Source organism: Massiliimalia massiliensis, from assembly GCF_900155615.1.
GTDB classification, from domain to species: domain Bacteria; phylum Bacillota; class Clostridia; order Oscillospirales; family Ruminococcaceae; genus Massiliimalia; species Massiliimalia massiliensis.
Window position 1 is genome coordinate 118543 of sequence record NZ_FUHT01000004.1, and the last position, 24347, is coordinate 142889.

Genomic DNA, 24347 nt, shown 5'->3' on the forward strand with positions numbered 1-24347 from the left:
ATTCCTGCAGCATTATATAATAATTAAAACGTTTAATTTATTTAGGCACGAAAGGAGCGGTATATATGCTGCAAGAAGTCACTTTCCGATCTTATAATGAGCGGGATAATGTATACGGATGGATTTATGTTCCGACAGCCAAACCGAAAGGAATTGTACAGGTTGTTCACGGCTTTGGTGAACATTCTAGACGGTATCTCCATATGATTTCCTCCTTTTTGGATAAGGGATATATTGTAGCGGCGGACGACCATGTCGGACATGGGAAAACGGCGGTGGAAAACGGTACATGGGGCGACTGGGGAGAGAAAGGCCCGCACACGATGATGGAGGACGAGCATGCGCTCAAGGAACTGGTGTGCGGAATGTATCCCGACCTGCCGTATTTTTTGTTCGGACACAGCATGGGGTCTTTTGTGACCAGGGATTTTATCGCGAAATATGGAAATGAGCTGGCGGGAGCCACTATCTGCGGTACAGCAGGAATCTTCAGAGGAGCAAGAGAACTGGCTGAGAAGATAAAGCAGGCGATTGATTCTGGCCGCTCGATGGAGTCCGATTCCGAATTTACCGAGGCACTTATGGGATGGATGTGCGAACGTTGCGGCGAGGTGTCGATCGGAAATGAATGGATCTGCCATGACGTGTATGTACAGCGGGATCACGCAGCCGACCCATTTGATGCATTTACAAAGCCAATCGTCAACCGCTCCCTTTATGATTTTGTACAGATGATGTTGCAGATCGAAGGGAAAGAATGGGCGGAAAAGGTACCTACAGCTTTACCAATTTACAGCATCGCCGGAGATCAGGACCCAGTTGGAGAATATGGAAAAGGCGTATACGAGGTTTCCAACTGGCTGGTTGATACCGGTCATAATGTGAAAACAAAGATCTACTCCGGTTACCGGCATGAGATTCATAATTACGCGGACATCAAATGCGAGGTGGAAGCGGGGATTATTACATTTATGGACGGCATTGCGGACAAGTTGTAAAGTGAGGATGATATAGCCAGTACGACGTATTTATCCAGGAACAAAGCATAGGGATTCACTATAACACAAAGCCAAAGGAGATCGGAAGCATGCTTCCGGTCTCCTTTGGCTTTGTGTAAGAGAAACAGTAAAAACTGAGGTCAGTAATTTATGAACGGCGCTTCCTCTGACTGCTGTCCTTGATAATGTAAACAGGACGGTTTTTGGTTTCCATATAGCCCTTGGCAGCATACTGTCCCAACACGCCGATAAAGCACATTTGTATCCCGGACAGTCCCAGAATCAGGGCAATTACCCAGGGCCACATACCAATTGCCTGGCTAAACAGCGTTTGAAACAAGCTGACTGCCAGAACAAGGAAGGCAACAAATAACAGAAGGATTCCAAGCACTCCCGCCCATGCAGCAGGCGCAGTGGAAAAGGAAAAGATGCCGTCCATCGCATAGCGGAACAGGCTCTTTAAATTCCATTTGGTTGTGCCTGCCGCACGTTCTACATTATGAAACGGAATGAGCTTGGTCTCAAACCCAACAAACGAAAAAATACCTTTCATATACCGGTTGTATTCCTTCATTTTTAGGATAGAATTCACTACCTGACGGCTCATCATCCTGAAATCACCGGTGCCGTCAGTCATATCCAAACTGCACATTCTTTGGATCACCTTGTAAAATCCACGGGAAAGGAAATTTCTCAGCTTACCTTCGCCTTCCCGATCCTCCCGGAAGCCGGCGCAGCAGTCAAAGCCCTCCTGGCTGACTGCATGATACATTTCCTTAAGCAGGGAAGGCGGATGCTGCAAATCGGCGTCCATAATCACACAGTAGTCTCCGGTTGCATGCCGAAGGCCCGCATACATAGCCGCCTCCTTTCCGAAATTGCGGGAAAAGGAGAAATAATTGCAGCGGGGGTCTTCGGCAAGCTTTCTGAGGACACGAAGCGTATGATCCCGGCTTCCGTCGTCTACAAAGACAAATTCCACCTCGGTCTCCGGAATCTGTTCCATCACTTTACAGACCTCTCGATAGAAAAGGGGAAGGGATTCCTCCTCATTATAGCAGGGAACAATGATGCTGATTTTATCCACGCTGGGCGGCCCCTTTCGTGAAAATTTTCATCTTGCAGACCGCATAGTTTGCAAGGACAGTAACAACACTCACCAGTATTTTTGACCAGAAATGAGAAAAACCAATCAACTGGATGCAGAGGAATAGAAGCGCATTCTCAGCCAGCAGAGTTGCAAACCTCAATGCGGTAAAGGAGACGAATTCCCGCCAAATACTTTGATTGGAATGGAAAACAAGCTTCCGGTTGGTAATGTAGGCAAAGATAACGGCGGCAACCCATGCCAAGGTATTTGCGATGAGATAATTGACATGGCAGTGAAGCAGAAGGAAATAAACGATATAGTTTACCCCGGTTGTCATCACACCGTTAACGCCGTAACAAATGAGTTCTTTTAGCTGTTCCTTTTTCATGTTGTGTCCTTTCTATGATACAAAGAATTAGCAGAAGGATGAGGCCGATCAGGCTGACGGCCAATCCAACAGTTCTTCCGGGAGGTGTAAAGGTAATCTTGATTTGATGCTCTCCTTTGGTAACCGGAAAACCTACAAACGCTTGATTGACGGTTTCGATTGCAACTTCTTTTCCGTCGACTGTCGCCCGGTAGCCGTTCTGAATTGGGAGGGAGGTCACAAAATATCCGTCCTGTTCGGCTGTGACCAATCCGCTTAATACCTCTTCGCTCTTTGTTTCCTGGAGGTCGGCGGCGGCAACTTCATTCGTTCCGATCTCGCTGTTTTCAATTTCATATACCTTAATATTGCTGATCTGGTAGGTTCCCTTGCTGAGGGAAACGTCGATTGAATCGATCAGGCTGTCAGAGGAGAGAAAATAGGTGAACTGGCGGTTGTGGTTTGGATAGGCGGCGCTGTCGGCAGACAGCTTGTTGCGGATTTTATTCAGGGAAATGATTACTGCCTGCCCATCCGGGTTTTCTACTTCAAAGGTGATAATTGCTGTTTTCCCATCAATCGGTGTATCAAGATCAACGGTGAAGCGGGCGGGTTCGGAAGCCTCCACTTCGTAGCCGCTTTCTGTTTCCAGGACGTTCAGCCCGGCAGGGAGACGAGCGGTCTGATAGGCCAGCGTTGTTTCAGTGATTTTAGACTGGTAATGATTCTGCGGCGCGCTGGAAACCACCGTATTATTTGTAATTGTGTCCAGTGTCTGTGGAAAAGAATAGGTCTCAAATTCCTGCTCGGACATCAGGTTATAGCTGACGTAGGCAGCGGGCAGTACGGAATCATTCTCAGCGAGTACATGCCCGTCCCGCTCCTGCTTGATTTCATAACCTGCAGGAAGGTTATCCTTGTCTGCCTGGAGGTAACGCACGCCCATCAGATATTCAAAAAAGGGGTTTGGAGAGGAGAGCAGCGCGACCCGATTGTTGATGCTGATTGCATTTTTCATGGTGTCATAATAAAAGCTGGAGTAAGCCGTATTCATAGTAGAGGAATACATGGTAGTTTTTTTCATCCCGGGAATCAGAGCCGCATTGACGTTCGCAATTGCTTCGTCAAAGTCGATCTGGTCAAACCGCGTTGTCCGGTCTTGATAGACGTCCTCCATCTCCGACCTGCTGAAGATTTCCTGCCGCGTGTCGTCGGCCGGAACGAATTCCTCCGTACGGTTGGTTTGTATAAATAGAAGCGGTGGGATAACCAAGAGCGATAGATAGGGCAGAAGCTTGTTTTTATATCTCCATGAGAGGATGACAAAGAGAAGGACAAACCCGGCGTCCAGATAGGCGAGCTGTTTCCCGGAACAGAAAATTAAGGGAACAAAGCTCAAAAGAAGAAGAGGAATATTATGCCGGAGATTTTTTTGGTACAATTCAGTTAATACCGTTACACAAATCAATAGGATTAACGGAATAAACGGAATTAAAATTTTACCCTTAATATAAAGACCACCGTTGAGTATAAATGCAACAACATTAAAAAACAGGCAGCCGAATACAACACAGCTAAAAATCCTGGTTGGACGATGCCGAATACCAAGAAGCAGGCCATAGAGTGCAATAATGGTCAAACCGCAGCCGTATCCGCTGTATAAAAAATTTTTTAGCGGAGGGTTGACTGCCAGGATTTCCAGAAGGGAGGTACCGCCGCCGGTATCCTTGCTGTGCTCTAACAGCACCAGCGCAGTGGGAATCAAAAGGATTGCCGCCAAAGCGCATGCCAAGAAAATACCGAGGATGAACCGGAATACCATGCTTCGTTCCCGGTCGCGGTAGAGAAGGTAAATGAACAGTACCGCAAAACAGGAAATAGAAAAATAAAAGCTGTGCAGAATAATCGCCAGGCAGGATAGCACCAGGGGAACCAGCCTGCGGCGCTTTAAAAAATAATCAACGGAGAGAAGCGCCAGAAAAAGCCAAGGCAGGTAATTAACAAACATAAGCTGGCGGTGCGCCTGAAAAAAACAGGCTGCACAGGCCAGCAGGACACTACCGAGAAAGCAGAAAAAAGGAGGAAAGGACTGCTTTGAAAGCCAGAGATAGCACAGGTTTACTGAGGCAATCACACCCAAAACCGCATAGACGATCAAAATTGTTTTCATCGAAAGCATGGGAAGCAGGCAGCCAATTAAAATGTCCGGGCGAAGGTAGCCGTAATAAGCGAACATATAAAAATTGCTGCCTCCTCCCAGCTCTGAAAAGCTGATCAGCAAGCTGTGGTTTTCATAGAAGGTCTGGCGGAAATGCTCGGCAATGCTGACGTGCTGGCTCAGCCAGTCGATTTCGGAACCAAAGGCAGCGCCGGCAGGAATAGACAGAAGCAAAAGCGTTGCTGAGATAATGGTCAGCAGGACTGGATATCGAAATTTCTTTAGCTGCATGGCGCTCTCCTTTCGTATTCTATCTTATCTGGAAAATTTTAAATGTATCCGATAGAAAAATTAAAGAATTCTTAAGATTGAAACAGTGTTTGTCGCATATTCACAAAATCTTTCCAACCTCTCCTTAAACTTCATTCAAGCTGTGAAATACGAAAAAAAGGAACCAGCCCTTCAAAAGAAGGCTGGTTCCTTTTTATTATGCTTCGATTTCTGTCTGAATACTCCCGAAGGATTCCTCCGAGCGGTTTTTATATTGATTGACAACCAGATACACGCAGAAGATGGCGACCGCGAACCCCAATAAAATCAACAGGTTAGACCAGACCGGACGCAGCGCTTCGCTGTCAAAGGCAGTAAGGCCGCTGACCGATTCCAATGCCTTGATATACCAGTAGGTCGGGGTAAACTTCGAGACATTCAGCAACCCGGGCCCAAGCAGCTCCAGGGGAACAAATGCCCCGCCCAGGAAACAGAGAATCAGGGAAATAAAGTTGGATACAATATTCTGGGCATTTTCATTCTTTACAAACCTGCTTGCCAGCAGGCTGATCGAAAGTGCGACCAGCATGAATACAAAACCGCTCAGGATAAACAACCCAATGATCCGGGAATCCACCGCCTTGATTTGTGGGCCATAAAAGCACAGGCCGACCACATTCAACAGCAGCCATGAGCCAAACGCGATCACTGCATTGAACAGGGCGATCTGCCCGCCCATCTGAATCGGCCTCATAGGACTGCACAGGTCGCGCATCTGCAGGTCAGGCCGTTTGAAGGCCAGGAATACGGTGCTGACACAAAGCATCACCAGGATTAGAAGGATATAGGCCATCATCCGGTGATAAATTTCAAAGATCAGCGGAACCGGCTGGCTTTCTAAAAACTGTTCCTTCTCTACCTCTGCGCTGATATCCAGATCGCCAATTACTGCGTCGATAAGCTCCTCCTCTCCCATCGATGGGAGAGCCTGATGATAGGTATGCGCAAGGTTCCAGTATTGGCTTGTAAGGGAATCGAGATAATAGCCGGCCGCGGAATCGGGCACCATCACAGTTTCCAGCTTTGGGCTCTCTCCGTCCTTCCACTGTTCGGTGAATCCCTCAGGAATGATTACGATATACTCCGCTTCATGATAAAAAACTGCGTCCTGAAGCACTTTCTTTTCATCCTTCAGCTCGGTTTGTTTCCCATATCCGGAGAGAAATTGGAGGAATCCATCAGTGTAGGCGGAATCCTTATCTCGGTTTAGGACAGCGAAACCCGGCCTTTCCGCTTCAAAATCGGTGGAATAGTTTTGTACCGACAGAGAGGACATCACGACCGACAACGTAATAAAGATAGAAAAATAGACTAGAAAGGATACCGCGTGCCGGCGCATAATCGTAAAACAGGCTTTAAAGACTCTCATGCCGCTGCCTCCTTATAGAAAAGATCGTGATACCGAACATCACAAGGGACATCGCCAGTAAAACGGCGATATTCAGGAAAAATTGATAATAGGTATCATAGTAGTACAGGCAATAGAATGCGTCGACAATCCGGGCTGCCGGATTGATCCAGGCAAGGACGGGCGCCTTTTGCTCGACCAAATAGTTAATTCCGGAAGTCATCAGGCCGGCAAAGAAGCAAAATACCATAGTTACCGCAACAACCAGAGCGGTTTTGGCTGAATATTTCAGGCGCTTCGGTACTGAAACCAGCATACCAAAGGAAACGCCCGTCAGGCTTCCCACGATACCGGTCAGGAAAGCCGGCAAAAGCTGTGGGCCGAAATCAACCTGAAGGATAAACCGAATAAATAGGATGACCAGAATGATGGCAAGCCACTGTACCGTCACGCCGGCTGACAGGTCGGCAAAAATAAGCTTCCACCGCTTGGCCGGAGATACCGTTTTCCGCGCGCCGATTGCCGAAAGGTTTGACTGAAGGAAGGAAACAACGTTAAGCCCCTGCATTCCGCCGTACATACAGACCATCGCGAGCAGCGCATAAAAATAGTTCACCTTACTGGTCGGCGCGTTCTGTGACAGAGAAATTTCTTCGGTCACTGTTTCGCGGCTGAACAACGAGGGAAGCCGCTCGGCAAGCTGCGGGTTTTCCTGAAGGATATTCTCCATACTGCTTTTCGTCTGAAGGTATTGATCTAAAAAGCTTTTGATAATAGTCTGGTTTAAACCATCCTCCCGGACGACCAGTCCCGGTTTGCCATTCTCATATTGGATGTATCCGTCAATTTCCCCGTCCTTTAAAAGCTGCCGGGCTTTCTCTTCCTCGGAAATAAACTGGGTTTGAAACAATTGCTCATCTCCCTTTTCGGAGAGGGAACGGACAGTATCCGAAAATGCGCTGTCCTCTTCCGGCATCCCCTCCTCTACAACTGCGATTGGGATAACCTGTAGCTGGTCTGCCTGATCCAATGAGGAAAAGGTAAAATAAAATAGTGTTGCAAGCATGATTGGGAAGATCAGCATCCAGATAAAAAATTCCTTGCTCCTCAAATGGCAGAGGAGGTTTCTTGAAAATAAATTCCACATCATAAAAATCACTATACCTTTGTCCTGTAAAGGGCTCCTTTCCTGATTATTACCGGTATTGCCGCATCAGATTTATTTAGTCACGAAGCTGTTTTCCGGTAATCTCCAAAAAGACGTCGTTGAGAGTCGGAGGTTCGGAATAAACCCGCCCGAAATGCATTCCGTTCTGACGGAGCAAATCGAGAATGGAGATCATAGCATGACTGCCTGTTTTGCAGTTGACAGAAAGCTTTTCCCCGTCGAAACTGGCCTGGATCACATCTTTGACCCGTCGGATTTCAGAAAGGAGAGGTTCCGGCAGGTCAAACAGCTCGACAGTTAGCTTCTCTCCGGTACGGATCATGGCCTTGAGCTCCTCTTTTGTACCGGTTGCAATTTCCTTTCCTTTGTCCATAATCATGATCCGGGTGCATAGCTGTTCCACCTCTTCCATGTAATGAGAGGTATAGATGATAGTGGCTCCTTCCCGGTTCAGCTTCTTGATTCCCTCCAGGATATTGTTTCGGCTCTGTGGATCAACCGCCACGGTAGGCTCATCCAGGAAGATCAGCTCGGGCTTGTGCGCAATGCCGCAGGCAATATTAAGCCGCCGCAGAAGCCCGCCGCTTAGCTTTTTAGGAATAAATTTCCGGAAATCCTCCAAGCCGGCGAAGCGGAGCGCTTCCTCTACCAGCTCTTTTCTTTTTCGTTTATCGTTTACATACAGTCCGCAGAAATAATCAATGTTTTCATAGACAGTTAATTCGTTGAAAACCGCGACGTTTTGCATTACTACGCCGATTTTTTGTTTTGACCGATAGTTATTCGGCGTCATAGGCTCTCCAAAAAGACGGATTTCCCCCTTGTCATATTTTAAAAGAGACAGCATGCAGTTGATGGCAGTGGTTTTTCCGCTTCCATTCGGGCCGAGCAGCCCGAAAATTTCTCCGCTGCGTACATTGAGATTAAAATGGTCCAGTGCAATAAGATCCCCATACCGTTTGACGAGATTTTTAACTTCAATCATAGTCGTGCCAATCCTTTCTAGCTGGTCTGCGGCGGCGACGGATTAAGAATCATGAAGGTTTGGAGCCGCCTTCGTCATGATCACTGATTCTATTTTAGCAAATAGGAGAGGTTGCTTCCAGTGATCAGAATCACATTCCGGCATGACAATTGTCATATTTTTTGATCAGAGCGTTGGCATGGGAAAAATTTATGTTATAATAACGTTAAATAGGTCGTTAACGCCTCTAAAAACGGCTCTCAGAGCGAATTTTTGCATGCCTTGCAGCATTGCCGGTTTTATCACGGAAGCTTTATGGTATAATAGAGAAAAGAAGGTGGGATGCCTGTGAACAAATTGATTGATAAGCTGATGCTGTTGATTTTGTGCGGACTGGGAGTACTGTTTACCGGGGTGTCCGCCGAAGTGATCGGAGCGCTGCTCATTGCAGTGACAGTCAGCGCGCTGAACAGCTATTCGGAACAGAAAACTGTAATCCCGCTCTGCATGTGCTATTGCGCAGCGATATTTTTCTGGCTGGATTTAGCGCTGTTCCTTCCAATGATGGCTTACGATCTGGCAGGACAAAAACGACGGCTCTGTCTGATTGCTCCGGCTGCGGTTGTTCTTTTCACTCTTGCGGCAGGAGAGATAACGGTGTTTCTCCTGGCGTTTCTGTTCAGTATCTTTGCCTGGATACTCCGCAGCAGAACAGACGGATATGAGGCGGTACAGGAGAAATTTTATCTGGTACAGGATAACAGCAAGGAAAAAGAAGCCCATCTGGAACGGAAAAACCGGGAGCTGATGGAAAAACAGGACTATGAGGTGCGTCTTGCAACGCTGACAGAGCGGAATCGAATTGCCCGGGAAATCCATGACAATGTAGGCCATCTGCTGACCCGCTCTCTGTTGCAGGTGGGCGCAATGCAGGTGGTGAACCAACAGGACGAGGGCCTAAACAGCCAGCTCAGTATGGTGAAGGATACGCTGTCGGATGCAATGGATAATATCCGCAGCAGCGTCCACGACCTTCATGATGATTCTCTTGAACTGAAAATCCAGCTTTATTCTTTGATCGAGACGTTTGATTTCTGCCCGGTTGCCTTTACCTATGAAGCGGAATCTGTGCCGAAACAGGTACAGTACTGCTTTGCCGCTGTAGTGAAGGAGGCGCTCTCCAATATTGCCCGGCATAGCAATGCGACACAGGCGTCTGTCATGGTATTGGAGCATCCGGCACTTTATCAGTTGATGGTAGAGGATAATGGAACGAAAAGGGGAAAAGAAGATCCTAATGGCATCGGCCTGCAGAATATGCGTGACCGGGTGGAAGCGCTGTGCGGAATCTTTCGTACAGAACAGAAAAAGGGATTCCGGGTCTTTATTTCGGTTCCGAAACGGCAGGAAGAAAAGCCGGGAAAATAAAGCCCTTCTGCATCAAGCCAAGCCGGAATTTATCTGGGCGGTTTTTGGGTAGAAAGGATACAAAAGAGGAAAGCAATGATGAATGTAATAATTATTGACGATGATCCATTTGTTTGTATTTCACTTAAAACAATCCTGCAGTCTGATCCTGAGATTCAGGTTACGGCGACCGGGAATAGCGGTGAGGAAGCATTGCAGCTCTGCGGGCACGGAATGCCGGATATTCTGCTGATGGATATTCAAATGGGCGGGATCAGCGGACTGGAGGCGGGAGAACGGCTCCTGCGACAGTATCCAGATGCAAAAATATTATTTCTGACCACCTTTTCGGATAATGAATATATTGTGCGCGCGCTTCGGATCGGCGCTAAGGGATACCTGATTAAGCAGGAAATCGAGACTATTATTCCGGCGCTTAAGGCGGTCATGTCCGGGCAGAGCGTGTTTGGCAGTGAGATTGTCACCAAGCTGCCTTCATTGATGAATCACCGGAGAAGCATGGATTTTTCCTCCTTTGGAATCAACGACCGGGAAATGGAGGTCATGGAACTGGTTGCAAACGGCTTCAATAATAAAGAAATCGCAGAAAAGCTATATCTGAGCGAAGGAACTGTACGCAACTATCTCAGTACAATTTTAGATAAGCTCAGCCTGCGGGACAGGACGCAGTTGGCGGTGTTCTATTATAAGAATTTAGAGTAGGGGTTCCTTTATTTTAGAAAAGCAAACACGTTGATGTCCAGTTAATGTTTTTCATATTTAGCGGCATTTTGCCGCTTTTGCGGCGTTCCTGCTGTGTCGGCCTAGACAGTTAGGCCCCGACGGCCTATCAAACAGAAACAGAGCTTAAAGCATTGCGGTGTTGTGACGAATGAAATCGGAAAGAAAATTCTTATATCACAGAGAAAAAACAGACCGAGTCCAAACATGGTTTTGTATTTGGACTCGGTCTGTTTTTTATTTATGATAGGAGTGATCCAACATGAATCGCCGATATGGCTTACGGTTCAATAAAACCTTGTTTAATATCTTATTTCTGGCTCCGGCACTGCTTTTCTTTGCATGATGTCTATTTGGCGTGATAGCGGCTACTGTATGCTTATGTTCATTGCTGCCCTGCAATCTATTCCGGCGGACTATAATGAAGCAGCGATGATAGATGGTGCAGAACCGATACAGCGTTTTCTAAAAATCACTTACCCTTGTTAGTTCCGGCTTTTTCCACCAATATTACTTTATTGATGTCCTGGGGCTTTAAAGTATTTGGATTCCCAATGGCAGCTACCCGTGGAGGGCCCGGAGGAGCTTGTGAGACCATTTCGATGTATGCTTATAACAAATATTCCGGGCTAGGGCAGGCTGCATCAGTTATTATGGTAGTGTTGCTTGCTGTAATTACGCTTTTGGTTTCTAAAGTGATACGATCCAAGGAGGTGGGATTATGATGCAAAAACAGAAAAGATCCGTCATGATCAAGCAAAAGCTTGACGTGGATGGTCTTTTTATTATACGAAGCAATATGAAACTATTTATGAATTTTTTGCGCACCTCTTGACATTGCACTTTATTGTACTATAATAAAATCATATTTCATATCAAAACACTATAATTTACTGTAATGATTGGAGGTGCTCCTGTGACAACAATTTCAGCAAATATCTTTGCTTCAAAAGAATACGCTCTGCTCTCGTGGCTCGCGGAGCGCCAAACAGATACGCGAGATGGCCCTGTGGTTCCGTTTTCGCAGAACGATTTGGTACAGGAACTTCAATGCAGTCCAGTAACCATTAATAAATGGATGAAATCCTTATGTGATTCAGGGTGCCTTACCCCATATAAAAAAAGAGGCAAATACCGCATCACCAATGCCGGTCAAGCCGTAATTGCCGCTATGCAAGAAATAGATAAAATAGTTGGAGGAAACGAAAATGGCAAATGAGAGATTGGATCGCTTTACAAAATTATTGAAGGAGATTTTCGAACTCGATAAATCTGATCTTGATTTTGGTATTTATCGTGTTATGAACCTCCGCAAGACACAGATTGAAACATTCTTGACGGAGCGTCTGCCGCAGATGGTACAGGAAACCTTAGCACCTTTTGCTCAGGGCAGGAAAGAGGAAATCCGTACACAGATGACACAGATTGAGGAAAATGTTGCAGGAATGGACATGACAATTGATGCTCTGTCTGAAACTGCACCTATGAAGCAGAAATATATTGCACTTCAAAAACAGCTTGCAGAAGGAGCTGACCTTGCAGCACTTGAGACTGATGTGTACTCTGCTCTTTATTCCTTCTTTAACCGTTATTACGAAGAAGGCGATTTCATTTCTAAGCGTCGTTACAAAGAAGGCGTGTATGCCATCCCCTATGAGGGCGAAGAAGTAAAATTGTACTGGGCAAATCAGGATCAATATTACATTAAGACAAGCGAAAACTTCAAAGATTACACATTCGTTTTTGACGGAATTTCTGTCCATTTCCGCTTGGTTGATGCAACAACCGAGCAGAATAACAATAAAGAAGGTAAGGACAATAAGCGTGTCTTTATGCTCTTTACCGAAGATGAAGAAAACTATCCAGGCATCAAGACGTTCGAATATGATGCAGAAGCGCGTGAAATCGTGATACGCTTTATATATGATATTCCGGAAGATAAGAAACGTAAATATGCCGAAGAAAATTACGACGCCATCCAGAAATGGCTTCTGTCACTGCGCGATGCAGAGCTCATCGGCTTGCTTTCACCACTTCCAACCGGCAAAGGCAAGGAAACTACCACACTGCTGGAGAAGCACCTGAAAGGCTATGTAGCGAAAAACACCTTTGATTATTTCATCCATAAAGATTTACGCGGATTCCTCACTCGCGAGCTGGATTTCTTCATCAAGAGTGAAGTTATGCACCTTGAGGATTTGGACACAGGCAGCGAAGCACGCGTGGAAACATATCTTGCAAAAATCAAAACAATAAAACGTATTGGTAAGATTATCATCGACTTTCTTGCACAAATTGAAGATTTTCAGAAAAAGCTATGGTTGAAGAAAAAATTCGTTGTAGAAACTAACTGGTGTATTACGCTGGATAAAATTGCCGAAGCATTCTGGTCGGAAATCATCGCAAACAAAGCGCAAATAGACGAATGGATTTCTATGTATGCCATTGATGAAGCGGAAGGTTGGAGCAATCCTCCTACTGTTGAATTTCTGCGCCAAAACAAGAATCTTATCATCGATACTAAACATTTCTCAAGCACCTTCAAATATACATTGCTGGAGAGCATTCCTGATTTAAGCGAACAAACAAGTGGATTGATGGTTCAAGGAGATAATATTCAAGCACTCGCTCTTCTTGATACGACTTTCAGGGGGCGTATAAAATGCATTCATATCGACCCTCCATATAACACTGATACCAGCGGATTCTTATACAAAAATAATTACAGGCATTCCAGTTGGATGTCTATGATGGACAATAGAATAAATGCGGCTATTCCATTCCTTTCTCACGAAGCATCGTTTATTTGCCATATCGATGAAAATGAGTATGAGAACCTGTGGTATTTATTCCAAAACAAAAGCCTGATTAATCTTGGTACTGTTGTGTGGGACAAGAAAAATCCCATGACTGGTGGACATGGTATAGCAACTCAGCACGAATATTTAACATGGTTTAGCCCCGATGATATAACTATTAGCATTAATCCGGAAAGTGCAAAAGCCATGTTGAAAAAAGCGGAGGAGCTGATTAAAGCAAATAAAGGTGTCGTGGACGACCACGTGAGAGCGGAATATCGTTCCTGGCTAAGTGCAAATGCCGAAATCGAAAGAGGCGACAAGGCATATTCAAATATTTCTGACGATGGACGTATTTACCAGAGTGTTAGCCTCCGTGCTCCGGAATATAGAGCAGACGAGAAATTCCATCGTCCGCTCATTCATCCTGTTACTAAAAAACCGTGTCCGGTTCCATATAATGGTTTTTCTCGAAAGCCAGAAACTTTGCAAAAAATGATAGATAAGGGCGATATTATCTTTGGTGATGACGAGACCGTTCAGCCTCGATACAAAATGTATTTGTCCACAGCAACCAAAAAGCAACTGAATTCTGTCATTTACGAGTCCAAGAAAGGAACCACTGATTTGAAAAAGATGGGTCTTTCATTCCCATATTGTCATGCAGTTTCTTTCTATGATACGATTTTATCTAAAGCAGCCAAAGAACCCGATGATATTGTGCTGGACTTTTTTGCTGGTTCTGGTACAACTGGTCATGCGGTCATCAGCGACAATAGAAACAACGAAAATGCCAAAAAGTATATATTAATAGAAATGGGAGAGTATTTCGAGATAGTAACCAGGCCGCGTATTAAAAAAGTAGTATATGCGCCCGAATGGAAAGATGGATTACCGAAGCAGAGAGATAAGGGCATAACTCAGATTATCAAATATATTCGTCTGGAAAGCTACGAGGACGCATTGTCCAACATCGAGCTCTCTGATGATGGCGGACAGCTGGCAGCTCTGTTGGGCGAGGATTATCTGATTCACTACATGGTAGACCTGGAGAGCCGGGGCAGTTTGCTGGATGTGGAAGCATTCTCGAATCCTTTTGCCTATACCATGAAGATCACTGAGAAAAATGAGTGCAAAGAGCACGGCATCGACCTATGTGAAACCTTCAACTACCTGATTGGTTTGACTGTGAATTGGCAGAGCGCTATTTCCTATTATCTCAGCAAACCGGCAGAAACACCTGCTTATGAAGGCGCAGTGGACTTAGTCAGCGATATCAGCGGGCAGTATGCTTTCCGCCAGATCGAGGGTACCCTTCCCGACGGACGTCGTGCATTGGTGATTTGGCGCACTGTGACAGAGGACATCATTGCTTCCAACGCAGCACTGGATGCCTATTTCACCACCTATCGCAAGAACGCACAGGATCGCAAATACGATGTAATTTTCGTTAATGGCGATAATAATTTGGAAAATCTGCGCGGCGCCGGCGATGGCTGGAAGGTACAGGTAACCGAAATCGAATTCAAGAAGCGCATGTTTGAGGAGGTGTAAACCGTGACAAAACGAACCACACAACAAGCCTCCTTTGATGACCAATTGGTGCTATTTCGTTATTTCCTGCACGAGTTGAAAATTGATTCCCTTAGCGGACTTAGCGAGAAGCTGAACAGCACCGAATATGAAGGCGTCGATGAAAGCGGCAACACCTATTTCTGTGATTATCTCTCCCGCATCTGCAAAATGAGAGGCGCAGCGGTTACCCCGGAGAAACTACGCCTTTATGACGAAAACATTTGCCGTCACACCAGACAAATCGGAGAAAAGCGCGGCGGCTTAAGATGGAAGTATTTTCAGTATGTTGCGCTGCTTTTTACAGAAATGTATCTGGATCGGTACTTTTCCGGCGCTGACATATTCTGCTCAGACCTAAACGCATGGTTGCAGGAAAAGAAAAACGAATCCCTTGGTCTCATTGATTTTCAGCCATACACCGTAGATAAACTAAATAAACTGGCATTCATGTGTGCAACCGGCAGCGGCAAAACGCTGATTATGCACCTGAACATTCTGCAATTCCTTCACTATTTCAAACGCGCCAAACGGTTAAACAGCAAGCTTAGCATTAATAAGATCATTGTGTTGGCACCGAACGAGGGCATGAGCAAACAGCATTTGGAAGAATTGGCACTGTCCTCTATTCCGGCAGCCATGTTCGAAAAGGATCGCGGCTTCGCTACCCGTCGTGACGACGTAATCGTTATTGACATGAACAAGTTGAAGGAAGAAGGCAAAGTTAAGACTGTATCCGTCGACAGCTTTGAACAGAACAACCTTGTGTTGGTGGACGAAGGCCACCGTGGCCTTTCTGGTGACGTTTGGTATGATTATCGTACCCGTCTATCTGCTGAAGGATTTGCGTTTGAATACTCTGCTACCTTCAAGCAGGCATTAAACGCCAGCGCCACAGGCAACACACAGAAGGCTAAGGATGAGCGTGCGCTCATGGAGGAATACGGAAAGTCTATCATCATGGACTATTCCTATAAGTACTTCTATAGTGACGGATACGGAAAAGATTATCGAATTTATAACCTACAAAAAAGTATTGTTGAGGAACAGCGCCATCTGTATTTAGTGGGATGCTTATTGTCATTCTATCAGCAGATAAAGGTGTTCGAAACCCAGTCGGACACTTTGCGTGAATTCCACATCGAAAAGCCGTTGCTGGTATTTGTGGGCAACCGCGTTACTGCACCGGTAAAGAGTAGTAATTTGACGCAGGCGGAAAAGAATTTGCTGACCGATGTGGAAGAAGTTCTGTTGTTCCTTAACACCTTCCTAAGCAATCGTGCAAAAGCAATTGAGAATATCCGCGCTGTAATAAACGAGGACACCGGTCTGTACGACGCTTCCGGCAAAGACTTGTTCTACGGAGATTTCCGAGCATTGCAGGACATTTTTGACAACGATATTGATCCTGCTGTTATGTTTGCAGACATCCTCCATGTTGTATTCAATACTGACGGAAATGCGGACGAACCTCGCTTGAGAATGGAGAACATTCGGCAGATATCCGGTGAAATCGGACTGAAGGTTGGCGAATACGGCGATTACTTCGGTGTCATTAATATTGGTGACACATCAGGGCTGCTGAAAAACTGCGAGCAGAAGGGCATTATTGTCAGTACAGAAGAATTCGTTTCGGATTCCCTGTTCCGTAGCATAAACGCTAAAAATTCTAAAATCAAAATGCTGATAGGGTCTCGTAAATTTACGGAAGGCTGGAATAGCTGGCGTGTATCTACGATGGGTCTTATCAATTTTGCCAAAGGCGAAGGCTCTCAAGCAATTCAGCTTTTTGGACGCGGTATTCGTTTGAAAGGCTACGAAGGATGTTTGAAGCGTTCAAGAAAATTAGACGCAAGTGTAAAACCGCCTAAGCACATTGAACTGCTTGAAACACTTACCATATTTGGTGTTAAGGCGCAGTACATGGAAGAATTCAAGAGCTATCTGGAGCAAGAAGGAACGCCAACCAATGAAACCGTCCATAAATTGCGCTTGCCGGTAATTAGTCGTTTCAAAGAGATACAGGGAACGAAACTCTACGTAATTAAGGTTAAAGATGGAGCTGATTTCAAGCAGCAAGCTGGCAGATTGATTTTGGATAAGCCCGATCAGGGATTCCTAAGATATCTGCTCAAGAGCAAAACAGTCATTGATTGCCGCAGCAAAATTCAATCCATCGATTCCACCTTCAGCTTCAAAATTGAAGCCATGCCAGAAGAACACGTCCTCCCTACAAACATTTTGCCGATTTTGGATATGCAACGCATTTTTGAAGAATTGCAGCAATACAAGAGCGAAAAGCGATACTATAATATCAGCGTTGTGGCAGACAAATTGCTGGAAATACTTCGAACAGAAGGCTGGTATGTGTTATTGATTCCTAAGCATCATTTGGAAATCAATACGCTCGCAAAGCTGGAGGCGGCAACAGATTATGCAATCATGGCGCTGAAATCCTATATGGATAAGTTCTTCAAATATGAGAAGGAACGTTGGGAAGCATCGATGCTGGAATATGCGATTCTGGATGCTGACGACAGCAACTTTGTGGATGAATACACTATCACCTACGCGCAGCAGCATCCGTTGGATACCACCGGCGATGAATTGGAAAGCTACATATCGGAGATATCTACAATCCTTCAGACAAACAATGGATTAGATGTCTACAAGAAAGATTCCTTCCATGGCAGAATGGTGATGTTCGATTTTAGATCGCATCTTTACGCACCACTGATTTGCTTAGAAAAGAGCAATCTAGAAATTCAAGTGTCTCCTGTTGCACTTAACACCGATGAAATGGTGTTTGTGGATTACTTGAAAGAATACGTGGAAAGCCACAGCAGCGAGCTGGAAGGAAAATCGTTGTACTTGCTCCGCAATAAGAGCAAAGTTGGTATGGGATTCTTTGTAGTAGGTAATTTCTATCCCGACTATATTCTGTGGATTGACACTGATGACAAGCAATACATTTCCTTTATAGACCCGAAGGGATTGATGCATATTCGTCCCGATGATCCTAAGGTAGAATTTTATAAAACCATCAAGGATTTGGAGAAAAGACTTGCTCCCACAGCTGACGGTAAAACTGTCATCCTAAATTCATTCATCATGTCCGGAACCAAATCCTCAGATTTGAGAATGTGGTGGAGTACACCACAGGTAGATGCAGATCGCGCATATCGTGAAGCACACAATGTTTATACTTTGGATAACAGCGAATGTGTTGAGCTGATGATCAATAAAATCCTACAGCAATAACAAAGCCGGCAGATGGATTACTCCACCTGCCGGCTTTGTTATATCATTTTGTTGGCGATACAGTTTTTTCGGACGAAGACGAATTGTACAGTAAAATCTATAGAAATACAGTTGGTAGTTGTGGTATAAATATTCTGGTAACAATTCCTGTTACCGCTATTCTTCAGATTATTTGCTCTACAAGCGCTTATGTTATCGCGCGAAATAACGGACGATTTTATAAGTTGATTGATTCTTTGCTTGTCGCATCCATTTTAATTCCATTTCAGTATGAAAATTTTGAACTATCGTGCCAAATATGTCTTTATCCTTTAAAAGTCTGTGTTTCACACAGAACTTGGATGGTAAATTGGTAAGGCTGATGTGAGCATTGACAAAGATAGTTCCAGCCGCTGCGCTTATTTGCTTCAATAGGTCTGAGAGACTTTTCCTACTATTTCATAATTTTGTACGGACTAGTATTCCCTGAAAGCGGCTTTCACCATAGCAAAGTAATGTTCATCTGGAATATATTCGGGAACACTATTTCCCGTTCCTAGGGCATAGCCTCCGTGTTTCATCCCTTCAGCGATAAGGGACTCAGCCCTGGCCGTTATCTCTTCAGGAGTTTTGGTGACCATAAAATTCATATCTATACCGCCTAAAACGGCAATCTGACCTTGTAAAGCTTGGTAGGCCTGTTCCACTGGGGTGATATTATCCTCATAAGAATGACGAGCGTCATATTTCATGTCGTTGATGATATCATCGATGATTGCATCGTAATTGCCGCAGGAGTGAAGGATAACTGGTTTGCCTGCCTTATGGCACAAATCTGTTATCGCCTTATGCCAAGGGAATACGAAACGCCGCATATCAGCGGGGGAGAGCATAGTCTGCTTGTTAAAACCCCAGTCGTCGTTAGAGATTACAGCGCCTACGAAATCATTATGTATGGCCATATCGTAATACTTAAGCAAAGTCGTTCCAACCTTTTCAAACAAATCGTAGACCAGCTGTTCGTCATCGTAAATCATCATACAGAGATTTTCGTAGCCCATCAGGTCTACAGCGTTTTCCAGAACTCCTGAAGGACCATAAGGTATTATTTTCATACCATCTGGCAGATATTCCGGTATTTTCAGATATTCTTCTAGTGAATAATCTTCTGGATTTTTCCAGTGAAATTGGTCAAAGGCGGCCCTATCAGCAATAATCCCTTCATTGATAGAGATTGTTTTATCCTGGGCGTGATGAGGCGGCGCAAAGGAAAAATCAGTAGGGTGTACTGTGGCATAATCATAGCCTGCACTATTAAAGGCCTGTACAATGCGTTCGATATTACTCAAGCCTTCTGGTTTATCCACTAGTTTGTTATAGAGTCTGTCATTAAGAAAAAATTCAAAAAGGGTTGGACGTGATGGGATACCGCGATTTAATACCACCTCCATATTATTCCTAAAATCCGGTTTTCTATTTTCAGGTCTGAACATAGCTTGTGCTCTTCTCTCATACCGCTAATACAGTATGAAAAATCCTTTCCTTATTGTAATAGATTCTATTTTGCTTTACATTTTTATTATAATTGGCTAAAATATAAAATGTACTGCAATAGTTGCAATAAAATAATACGATCGTGCTGTTTTTTATAATAAGGATTATATTTTATGGAACATTTAATGTTTTATGAGCAGATTTCTCAGCTTGGCCAGGGACAGCCCGTTAAAATTTTTGATACGGTTATGGGCAGCGATTACGAATATTTTAGACTTCATTGGCACAAGGAGGTTGAACTGTTGAAGTTGTCCGGCGGCATAGGAAATTACGCTATCAATTCAGTGAGCTATCAGGTTGGTGATGGCGATATCGTTATTATTTCGCCGCAGATGCTGCACTATGGTAAGGTGGATCAACGATTTCCGCTCTCCTGTCGTGTAGTTCAATTCAGCCTGGATACGTTGAAAAATCCTATGATGCCAGAAATAACAAAAAAATTCATTCAGCCGTTTGAGAACGAGGAATTGATGTTCACCCCTATTATCAAAGCAGAAGATTATCCGGAGATATCAGCAGCTATCGATCGGCTTGCCGAGTGGAATCTTTATGACAGTGACGAAAACTCCTTTTTGATACAGAGCGAGCTTTGCAAAATATATGGAAATCTTATTAAAAATAAGCTTTACCAATCATTGGCTAGAGCAGGCTCAACGGATTCAAATAGCATCAAAGACATCATCAGCTATATCGGTGATCATCTGATCCAAAAAATAACTGTGGATGAACTTGCGGCTGTGGCAGGATACAGCCGTTACCATTTCTTAAGATATTTTAAAAAGCATACCGGAACTACCTGCGTTCATTATATTAATACGATGCGGCTTTCCCTGGCGGCTAATCTGCTGATCAATACCGGTTTGCCGGTAAGCATTATTGGAGAAAATGTAGGTATACCGAATACCTCCTACTTTATCAAAATTTTTACAGGTCACTATCACCTTACACCGCTTGATTTTAGGAAATATTACTCAGTCTAAATGATCATTATCATTCTATATTTTGATTTTTTTCGGATTATTACCGAATTGATGCCTGAACCAGAATGACAAGGTTTTAGCAGCGCAAAAAGAAAACCTATCAAAAATGGAAAAAAGTGAAAGCAAAAATATTCTCTAAGAGTGTAAAACTGGTTTATTACCTTTCGTCACGTTTATTAAGAACGGGATCCGGATTCATTTACATCGTGACAGAGAATCACAATGCGCCTCTTTTTTGTTTGTTTGAAAAGTTTTTACTGGATAAGCAGATTATTTAGTTCTTTCCTCATTCTGGAATACCGCGGGATGCTGCCATGGAATCATTTTTTCTCATCTAAAAAGAAGAGCTGTATCGTAACAGATACATAATGTTTGCAGAATAGGAGGATCAATTGATGATTATTTATTTTTCAGGAACAGGAAATAGCGAATATACAGCCAAAAGAATCGGGAAAGAAACAGGCGATGAAACGATAAACCTTTTTGAAAAAATCAGAAATCATGATTTTTCAGAAATATCTTCGGAAAATCCTTGGGTAGTGGTGACTCCCACCTATGCATGGAGAATCCCTCGCATTGTACAGAAATGGTTGGAGCAGACGCCTCTTAACGGAAATAAGAATATTTATTTTGTAATGACCTGCGGCGAAAATATCGGAAATGCAGGGAAATATCTGGAAAAGCTTTGCCTCAAAAAGAAAATGAATTATTCTGGGTGTATGGAAATCGTGATGCCGGAAAATTATATTGCGCTGTTCTCCACGCCAAATGAAGAAACAGCCTTACAGATCATTGATCAGGCAGAAAGCGTAATTGATCAGGCTGCGATTTGTATTAAGCAAGGAGAAGTGTTTCCTCAAGCAGATATTTCTTTCGGAGATAAAATAATTAGTGGTATAGTGAATGAATTTTTCTATCCGACGATGGTTCACGCAAAGAAATTTTATACTACGGATGCCTGTATTTCCTGCGGCAAATGCGTCAGTGTTTGTCCTCTTAATAATGTGCATATTGAAAACGGAAAGCCTGCATGGGGAAATCATTGCACACACTGCATGGCGTGTATCTGCCGATGTCCAACAGAAGCGATTGAGTACGGAAAGCATAGCCAAGGGCTGCCCCGGTATATCTGTAAAAAAGACGTCTAATAAAAAAGGCTGTCCCGTATTAGGCAGCGTCCCATAAGGAAGTAAAAAGAAATTTGGCAGGAACCGGCGTGTTAAGTCACGCCGGTTCCGATTCGTTTAGGGACTCCCTTCCAATCTTCAAGGGGATACGGATTTGTCCCACATAGGTGAAATACAGGTCGATTCGCACCTGCTTTCTTCCATTCTCCTTTACCGGACTGTGTACCACAATCTTTCTCACAAGCCCATTGAGAATGGCAGCGTCAAGTTCCGGAATATCCAGATACTTGTCCACCAGTTTCAGAAACTCGTTCACATCGGAAACCTGCCCGGCCTGTGCTTCAATTTCTCGTTTCAGTACAGAGGCAAGCTGTTCAAGCTCTGCCTGCTCCTTCTCATATTGGCGGGATAATTTTAAGTACCGGCTGTCGGATAGCTTGCCCAGCACATTGTCCTCATAGATGTGCTGGATAATCCGGTCCAAATCCTCCATCCGCTTTTTTGCTCCAGAGAGGGCTTTCTGCTTTTCCGCCAGTTCCGCCTTGCGGCTTTCCTCATCCTGCGCCAGCATTTCCAGCTTGAAATCCTTCCGGAACATACGGACGTAACTCAATGTCCGCTGGATGGTCTCCAGCACAATCCGGTAAAGTACTTGTTCCCGGATATAGTGGATTTTACAGGAGCCGGTGTTGCTCTTGTAGTTGGAGCAAACGAAATGATTCTGGCTGTCGTCCTTGTAGGTGCTGCAGGTGCAGAAATACAGCTTGGCTCCGCAGTCGGCACAGTAGAGAAGGCCGGAGAACATGCTGGTCCTTCCTGTTTTTGTCGGCCTGCGTTTATTCTTCCGCAGTTCCTGTACCCGTTCCCACTGGACTTTCTCAATGATGGCAGGCTGAGTGTCCTCAAAGACTTTCTGGTTCTCAACCGGGTTTTCCATCCGCTTTTTGAATTTCAGGGACTTGGTATAGGTCTTGAAGTTCACGGTACAGCCCGTATACTCCCGCCGCTCCAACATCCCGGCAACAGATTTGGCACACCACTGATAAAGATTCTCCGGCATAGCCCAGCCTTTCTGCCTTGCGTGATAGGCGGTAACGGTCGGTACCTTATCGGCTGTGAGGATTTTAGCAATCTGCATGGGGCCTTTCCCCGCAATGCAGAGGTTGAAGATACGCTGCACCACCTTTGCCGCTTCTTCGTCCACGATCCATTTCTTCTTGTCCCGCGGGTCTTTTATATACCCATAGGGCGGGTTGCTGGCGATATGCTCCCCGGCTTCGCCTCGCATCTTTACCACCGCCCGGATTTTCTTGCTGGTATCCTTGGCGTAGTAGTCGTTAAATACATTTTTGAACACTGCAAAATCGTTTTCCCCTTTGGCGCTGTCCACATCGTCGTTGATGGCGATAAAGCGGACGTCATAAGCGGGAAAGATGAAATCCTGAAGCCGCCCCATGTAGGAATACTCCCTGCCCAGCCGGGACAGGTCTTTGACAATCACAGCGGATACGCTGTAATCCTCCACATATCGCATCATCTCCTGAAATCCCGGCCTCTGAAAGCTGGTCCCTGAGAATCCATCGTCTACAAAGAACCGGGTATTCCGGAATCCATAGTCGGCGGCGTATTTGCTCAACAGGGTTTTCTGATTGGTAATGGAATTGCTTTCCCCGTCCAGGGCGTCGTCCTGGCTCAAGCGGCAGTATAATGCGGTAATTTTTTCTGGCTGCTGGTTCATTTGCTTCTCCTTTCTGTTCAGGCAGCCAAGTAAACGGTTGCCCTTATTATAACGCTCCGATTGGCTTTTTGCAGCTATCTTTCCGGTTCTTTCTCTTTCAAATCTTTTTCCATCAGCCGCTTCAGTTTTTTCACGATCCCTTCCGAGCCTTTTTCCGCAAAGTGGGGAATGACCGTGTAGACGGTATTCCCCTCAAAAAAGGGATAGCTGCTGCCGCCAAGGTCAAAATAAAACGCTCCGTCCCTGAAATGTTTTTCCATCCGTTCCCCCACGGCAGGGTCAAAGTCTTTCAGCATCTCATACAGCTTTTGTTCATCAATCATTGGCGTCCCTCCTTTTGTCAACAGGTAAATTCAATGTGATAATAGCTGGCCTGCCAAGACCCTGTTTCCGGCGGAAGATCAGACCGCAGGATTCCAGTTCGTGAAACGCCCGCGTTGCCACCTGCCTACTTCGGCGAAGTTTCGCTTTGGCATCCTCCACAGTAAAGTACAGGCGGATGGTCCCATCCGCTTCGATGTAGCCTTTCTTTCTGGAAATCCCCGCCCGGTCCAGAAGCAGGGCGTACAGCACCTTGGCGTCATTGGATAAATCCAGAGAGATAAGGAACCGTGGAAAAATGATGTAAGACGAAATTTCCGTATCTGTTTTGTATGGAATCATAAATCCTCCTTCCTATCCATCCATCGCTGTGATAGATAGATTGATATTGACTATTTTGTATTTAACTCTTTTTTATTAACTACCGTCTAAATCCGGACTGTCTG

At 44.9% G+C, this 24347-nt stretch carries 19 protein-coding genes; 9 read left to right on the forward strand and 10 right to left on the reverse strand.

The window, feature by feature from the left end:
• Window positions 1-65 precede the first annotated feature (65 nt).
• Complete coding sequence (locus tag CZ360_RS09045; protein WP_077533888.1) at window positions 66-998, forward strand: serine aminopeptidase domain-containing protein; 933 nt, start codon at window positions 66-68, stop codon at window positions 996-998.
• Window positions 999-1146: 148 nt separating this feature from the next.
• Here CZ360_RS09045 and CZ360_RS09050 read toward each other — a convergent pair whose 3' ends face one another.
• From CZ360_RS09050 to CZ360_RS09075, 6 genes are all read right to left on the reverse strand, one after another.
• Complete coding sequence (locus tag CZ360_RS09050; protein ID WP_077533889.1) at window positions 1147-2085, reverse strand: glycosyltransferase family 2 protein; 939 nt, start codon at window positions 2083-2085, stop codon at window positions 1147-1149.
• Window positions 2078-2476 carry a GtrA family protein gene (locus CZ360_RS09055; RefSeq protein ID WP_077533890.1) on the reverse strand — a complete coding sequence of 133 codons (399 nt, stop codon included), beginning with the start codon at window positions 2474-2476 and terminating at the stop codon, window positions 2078-2080. Before CZ360_RS09055 ends, CZ360_RS09050 begins: the two co-directional genes overlap by 8 nt.
• Window positions 2433-4904, reverse strand: coding sequence for a YfhO family protein (locus CZ360_RS09060; protein WP_077533891.1), 2472 nt, complete (start codon window positions 4902-4904; stop codon window positions 2433-2435). The genes CZ360_RS09055 and CZ360_RS09060 overlap by 44 nt, the downstream gene beginning before the upstream one ends.
• Before the next feature lie 196 nt (window positions 4905-5100).
• Window positions 5101-6312 carry an ABC transporter permease gene (locus CZ360_RS09065; RefSeq protein WP_077533892.1) on the reverse strand — a complete coding sequence of 404 codons (1212 nt, stop codon included), beginning with the start codon at window positions 6310-6312 and terminating at the stop codon, window positions 5101-5103.
• Entirely contained in the window at window positions 6299-7441 is a 1143-nt protein-coding gene (locus CZ360_RS09070; RefSeq protein ID WP_077533893.1) for an ABC transporter permease, read from the reverse strand. Before CZ360_RS09070 ends, CZ360_RS09065 begins: the two co-directional genes overlap by 14 nt.
• A 73-nt stretch (window positions 7442-7514) precedes the next feature.
• Window positions 7515-8444, reverse strand: coding sequence for an ABC transporter ATP-binding protein (locus CZ360_RS09075; RefSeq protein WP_077533894.1), 930 nt, complete (start codon window positions 8442-8444; stop codon window positions 7515-7517).
• A 327-nt stretch (window positions 8445-8771) separates the two neighbouring features.
• On the opposite strand from CZ360_RS09075, the gene CZ360_RS09085 reads away from it, so the two are divergent.
• The 6 genes from CZ360_RS09085 to CZ360_RS09110 all read left to right on the forward strand — a co-directional run bounded on the left by CZ360_RS09085 (window position 8772) and on the right by CZ360_RS09110 (window position 18202).
• Window positions 8772-9851, forward strand: a complete 1080-nt coding sequence (locus CZ360_RS09085; protein WP_159438208.1) for a sensor histidine kinase — start codon at window positions 8772-8774, stop codon at window positions 9849-9851.
• 78 nt (window positions 9852-9929) lie between these two features.
• Complete coding sequence (locus CZ360_RS09090; RefSeq protein ID WP_077533897.1) at window positions 9930-10553, forward strand: response regulator transcription factor; 624 nt, start codon at window positions 9930-9932, stop codon at window positions 10551-10553.
• Window positions 10554-10883: 330 nt separating this feature from the next.
• On the forward strand, window positions 10884-11060 hold the full coding sequence (locus tag CZ360_RS14375; protein WP_407656987.1) for an ABC transporter permease subunit: 177 nt from the start codon (window positions 10884-10886) through the stop codon (window positions 11058-11060).
• 427 nt (window positions 11061-11487) lie between these two features.
• On the forward strand, window positions 11488-11790 hold the full coding sequence (locus CZ360_RS09100; RefSeq protein WP_077533899.1) for a cyclic nucleotide-binding domain-containing protein: 303 nt from the start codon (window positions 11488-11490) through the stop codon (window positions 11788-11790).
• Window positions 11780-14923: a site-specific DNA-methyltransferase gene (locus CZ360_RS09105; RefSeq protein ID WP_077533900.1), complete on the forward strand. Its 3144-nt coding sequence runs from the start codon at window positions 11780-11782 to the stop codon at window positions 14921-14923. Before CZ360_RS09100 ends, CZ360_RS09105 begins: the two co-directional genes overlap by 11 nt.
• Before the next feature lie 3 nt (window positions 14924-14926).
• Window positions 14927-18202 (forward strand): DEAD/DEAH box helicase family protein, encoded by a 3276-nt coding sequence (locus CZ360_RS09110; protein ID WP_077533901.1) that lies wholly within the window; start codon window positions 14927-14929, stop codon window positions 18200-18202.
• A 455-nt stretch (window positions 18203-18657) separates the two neighbouring features.
• Here CZ360_RS09110 and CZ360_RS09115 read toward each other — a convergent pair whose 3' ends face one another.
• Window positions 18658-19674: a uroporphyrinogen decarboxylase family protein gene (locus CZ360_RS09115; protein ID WP_077533902.1), complete on the reverse strand. Its 1017-nt coding sequence runs from the start codon at window positions 19672-19674 to the stop codon at window positions 18658-18660.
• Window positions 19675-19848: 174 nt separating this feature from the next.
• Here CZ360_RS09115 and CZ360_RS09120 point away from each other — a divergent pair, with 174 nt between their 5' ends.
• Window positions 19849-20715 (forward strand): AraC family transcriptional regulator, encoded by an 867-nt coding sequence (locus CZ360_RS09120; protein WP_077533903.1) that lies wholly within the window; start codon window positions 19849-19851, stop codon window positions 20713-20715.
• Window positions 20716-21110: 395 nt separating this feature from the next.
• Complete coding sequence (locus CZ360_RS09125) at window positions 21111-21863, forward strand: EFR1 family ferrodoxin (RefSeq protein WP_077533904.1); 753 nt, start codon at window positions 21111-21113, stop codon at window positions 21861-21863.
• Window positions 21864-21939: 76 nt separating this feature from the next.
• Here CZ360_RS09125 and CZ360_RS09130 read toward each other — a convergent pair whose 3' ends face one another.
• The 3 genes from CZ360_RS09130 to CZ360_RS09140 all read right to left on the reverse strand — a co-directional run bounded on the left by CZ360_RS09130 (window position 21940) and on the right by CZ360_RS09140 (window position 24243).
• Window positions 21940-23580 carry a recombinase family protein gene (locus CZ360_RS09130; protein ID WP_077533905.1) on the reverse strand — a complete coding sequence of 547 codons (1641 nt, stop codon included), beginning with the start codon at window positions 23578-23580 and terminating at the stop codon, window positions 21940-21942.
• Between the two features lie 74 nt (window positions 23581-23654).
• Window positions 23655-23903 carry a hypothetical protein gene (locus CZ360_RS09135; RefSeq protein ID WP_077533906.1) on the reverse strand — a complete coding sequence of 83 codons (249 nt, stop codon included), beginning with the start codon at window positions 23901-23903 and terminating at the stop codon, window positions 23655-23657.
• Complete coding sequence (locus tag CZ360_RS09140; RefSeq protein ID WP_077533907.1) at window positions 23896-24243, reverse strand: replication initiator protein A; 348 nt, start codon at window positions 24241-24243, stop codon at window positions 23896-23898. The genes CZ360_RS09135 and CZ360_RS09140 overlap by 8 nt, the downstream gene beginning before the upstream one ends.
• Between the last annotated feature and the right edge of the window lie 104 nt (window positions 24244-24347).

Excerpts from the sequence above, each read along its gene's own strand:
- CZ360_RS09060 (WP_077533891.1), bottom strand. The coding sequence starts at position 4,904 with ATGCAGCTAAAGAAATTTCGATATCCAGTCCTGCTGACCATTATCTCA.
- CZ360_RS09065 (WP_077533892.1), bottom strand. The coding sequence starts at position 6,312 with ATGAGAGTCTTTAAAGCCTGTTTTACGATTATGCGCCGGCACGCGGTA.
- CZ360_RS09055 (WP_077533890.1), bottom strand. The coding sequence starts at position 2,476 with ATGAAAAAGGAACAGCTAAAAGAACTCATTTGTTACGGCGTTAACGGT.
- CZ360_RS09090 (WP_077533897.1), top strand. The coding sequence starts at position 9,930 with ATGAATGTAATAATTATTGACGATGATCCATTTGTTTGTATTTCACTT.
- CZ360_RS09130 (WP_077533905.1), bottom strand. The coding sequence starts at position 23,580 with ATGAACCAGCAGCCAGAAAAAATTACCGCATTATACTGCCGCTTGAGC.
- CZ360_RS09125 (WP_077533904.1), top strand. The coding sequence starts at position 21,111 with ATGATTATTTATTTTTCAGGAACAGGAAATAGCGAATATACAGCCAAA.
- CZ360_RS09070 (WP_077533893.1), bottom strand. The coding sequence starts at position 7,441 with ATGATGTGGAATTTATTTTCAAGAAACCTCCTCTGCCATTTGAGGAGC.
- CZ360_RS09105 (WP_077533900.1), top strand. The coding sequence starts at position 11,780 with ATGGCAAATGAGAGATTGGATCGCTTTACAAAATTATTGAAGGAGATT.
- CZ360_RS09140 (WP_077533907.1), bottom strand. The coding sequence starts at position 24,243 with ATGATTCCATACAAAACAGATACGGAAATTTCGTCTTACATCATTTTT.
- CZ360_RS09075 (WP_077533894.1), bottom strand. The coding sequence starts at position 8,444 with ATGATTGAAGTTAAAAATCTCGTCAAACGGTATGGGGATCTTATTGCA.
- CZ360_RS09135 (WP_077533906.1), bottom strand. The coding sequence starts at position 23,903 with ATGATTGATGAACAAAAGCTGTATGAGATGCTGAAAGACTTTGACCCT.
- CZ360_RS09120 (WP_077533903.1), top strand. The coding sequence starts at position 19,849 with ATGGAACATTTAATGTTTTATGAGCAGATTTCTCAGCTTGGCCAGGGA.
- CZ360_RS09115 (WP_077533902.1), bottom strand. The coding sequence starts at position 19,674 with ATGTTCAGACCTGAAAATAGAAAACCGGATTTTAGGAATAATATGGAG.
- CZ360_RS09045 (WP_077533888.1), top strand. The coding sequence starts at position 66 with ATGCTGCAAGAAGTCACTTTCCGATCTTATAATGAGCGGGATAATGTA.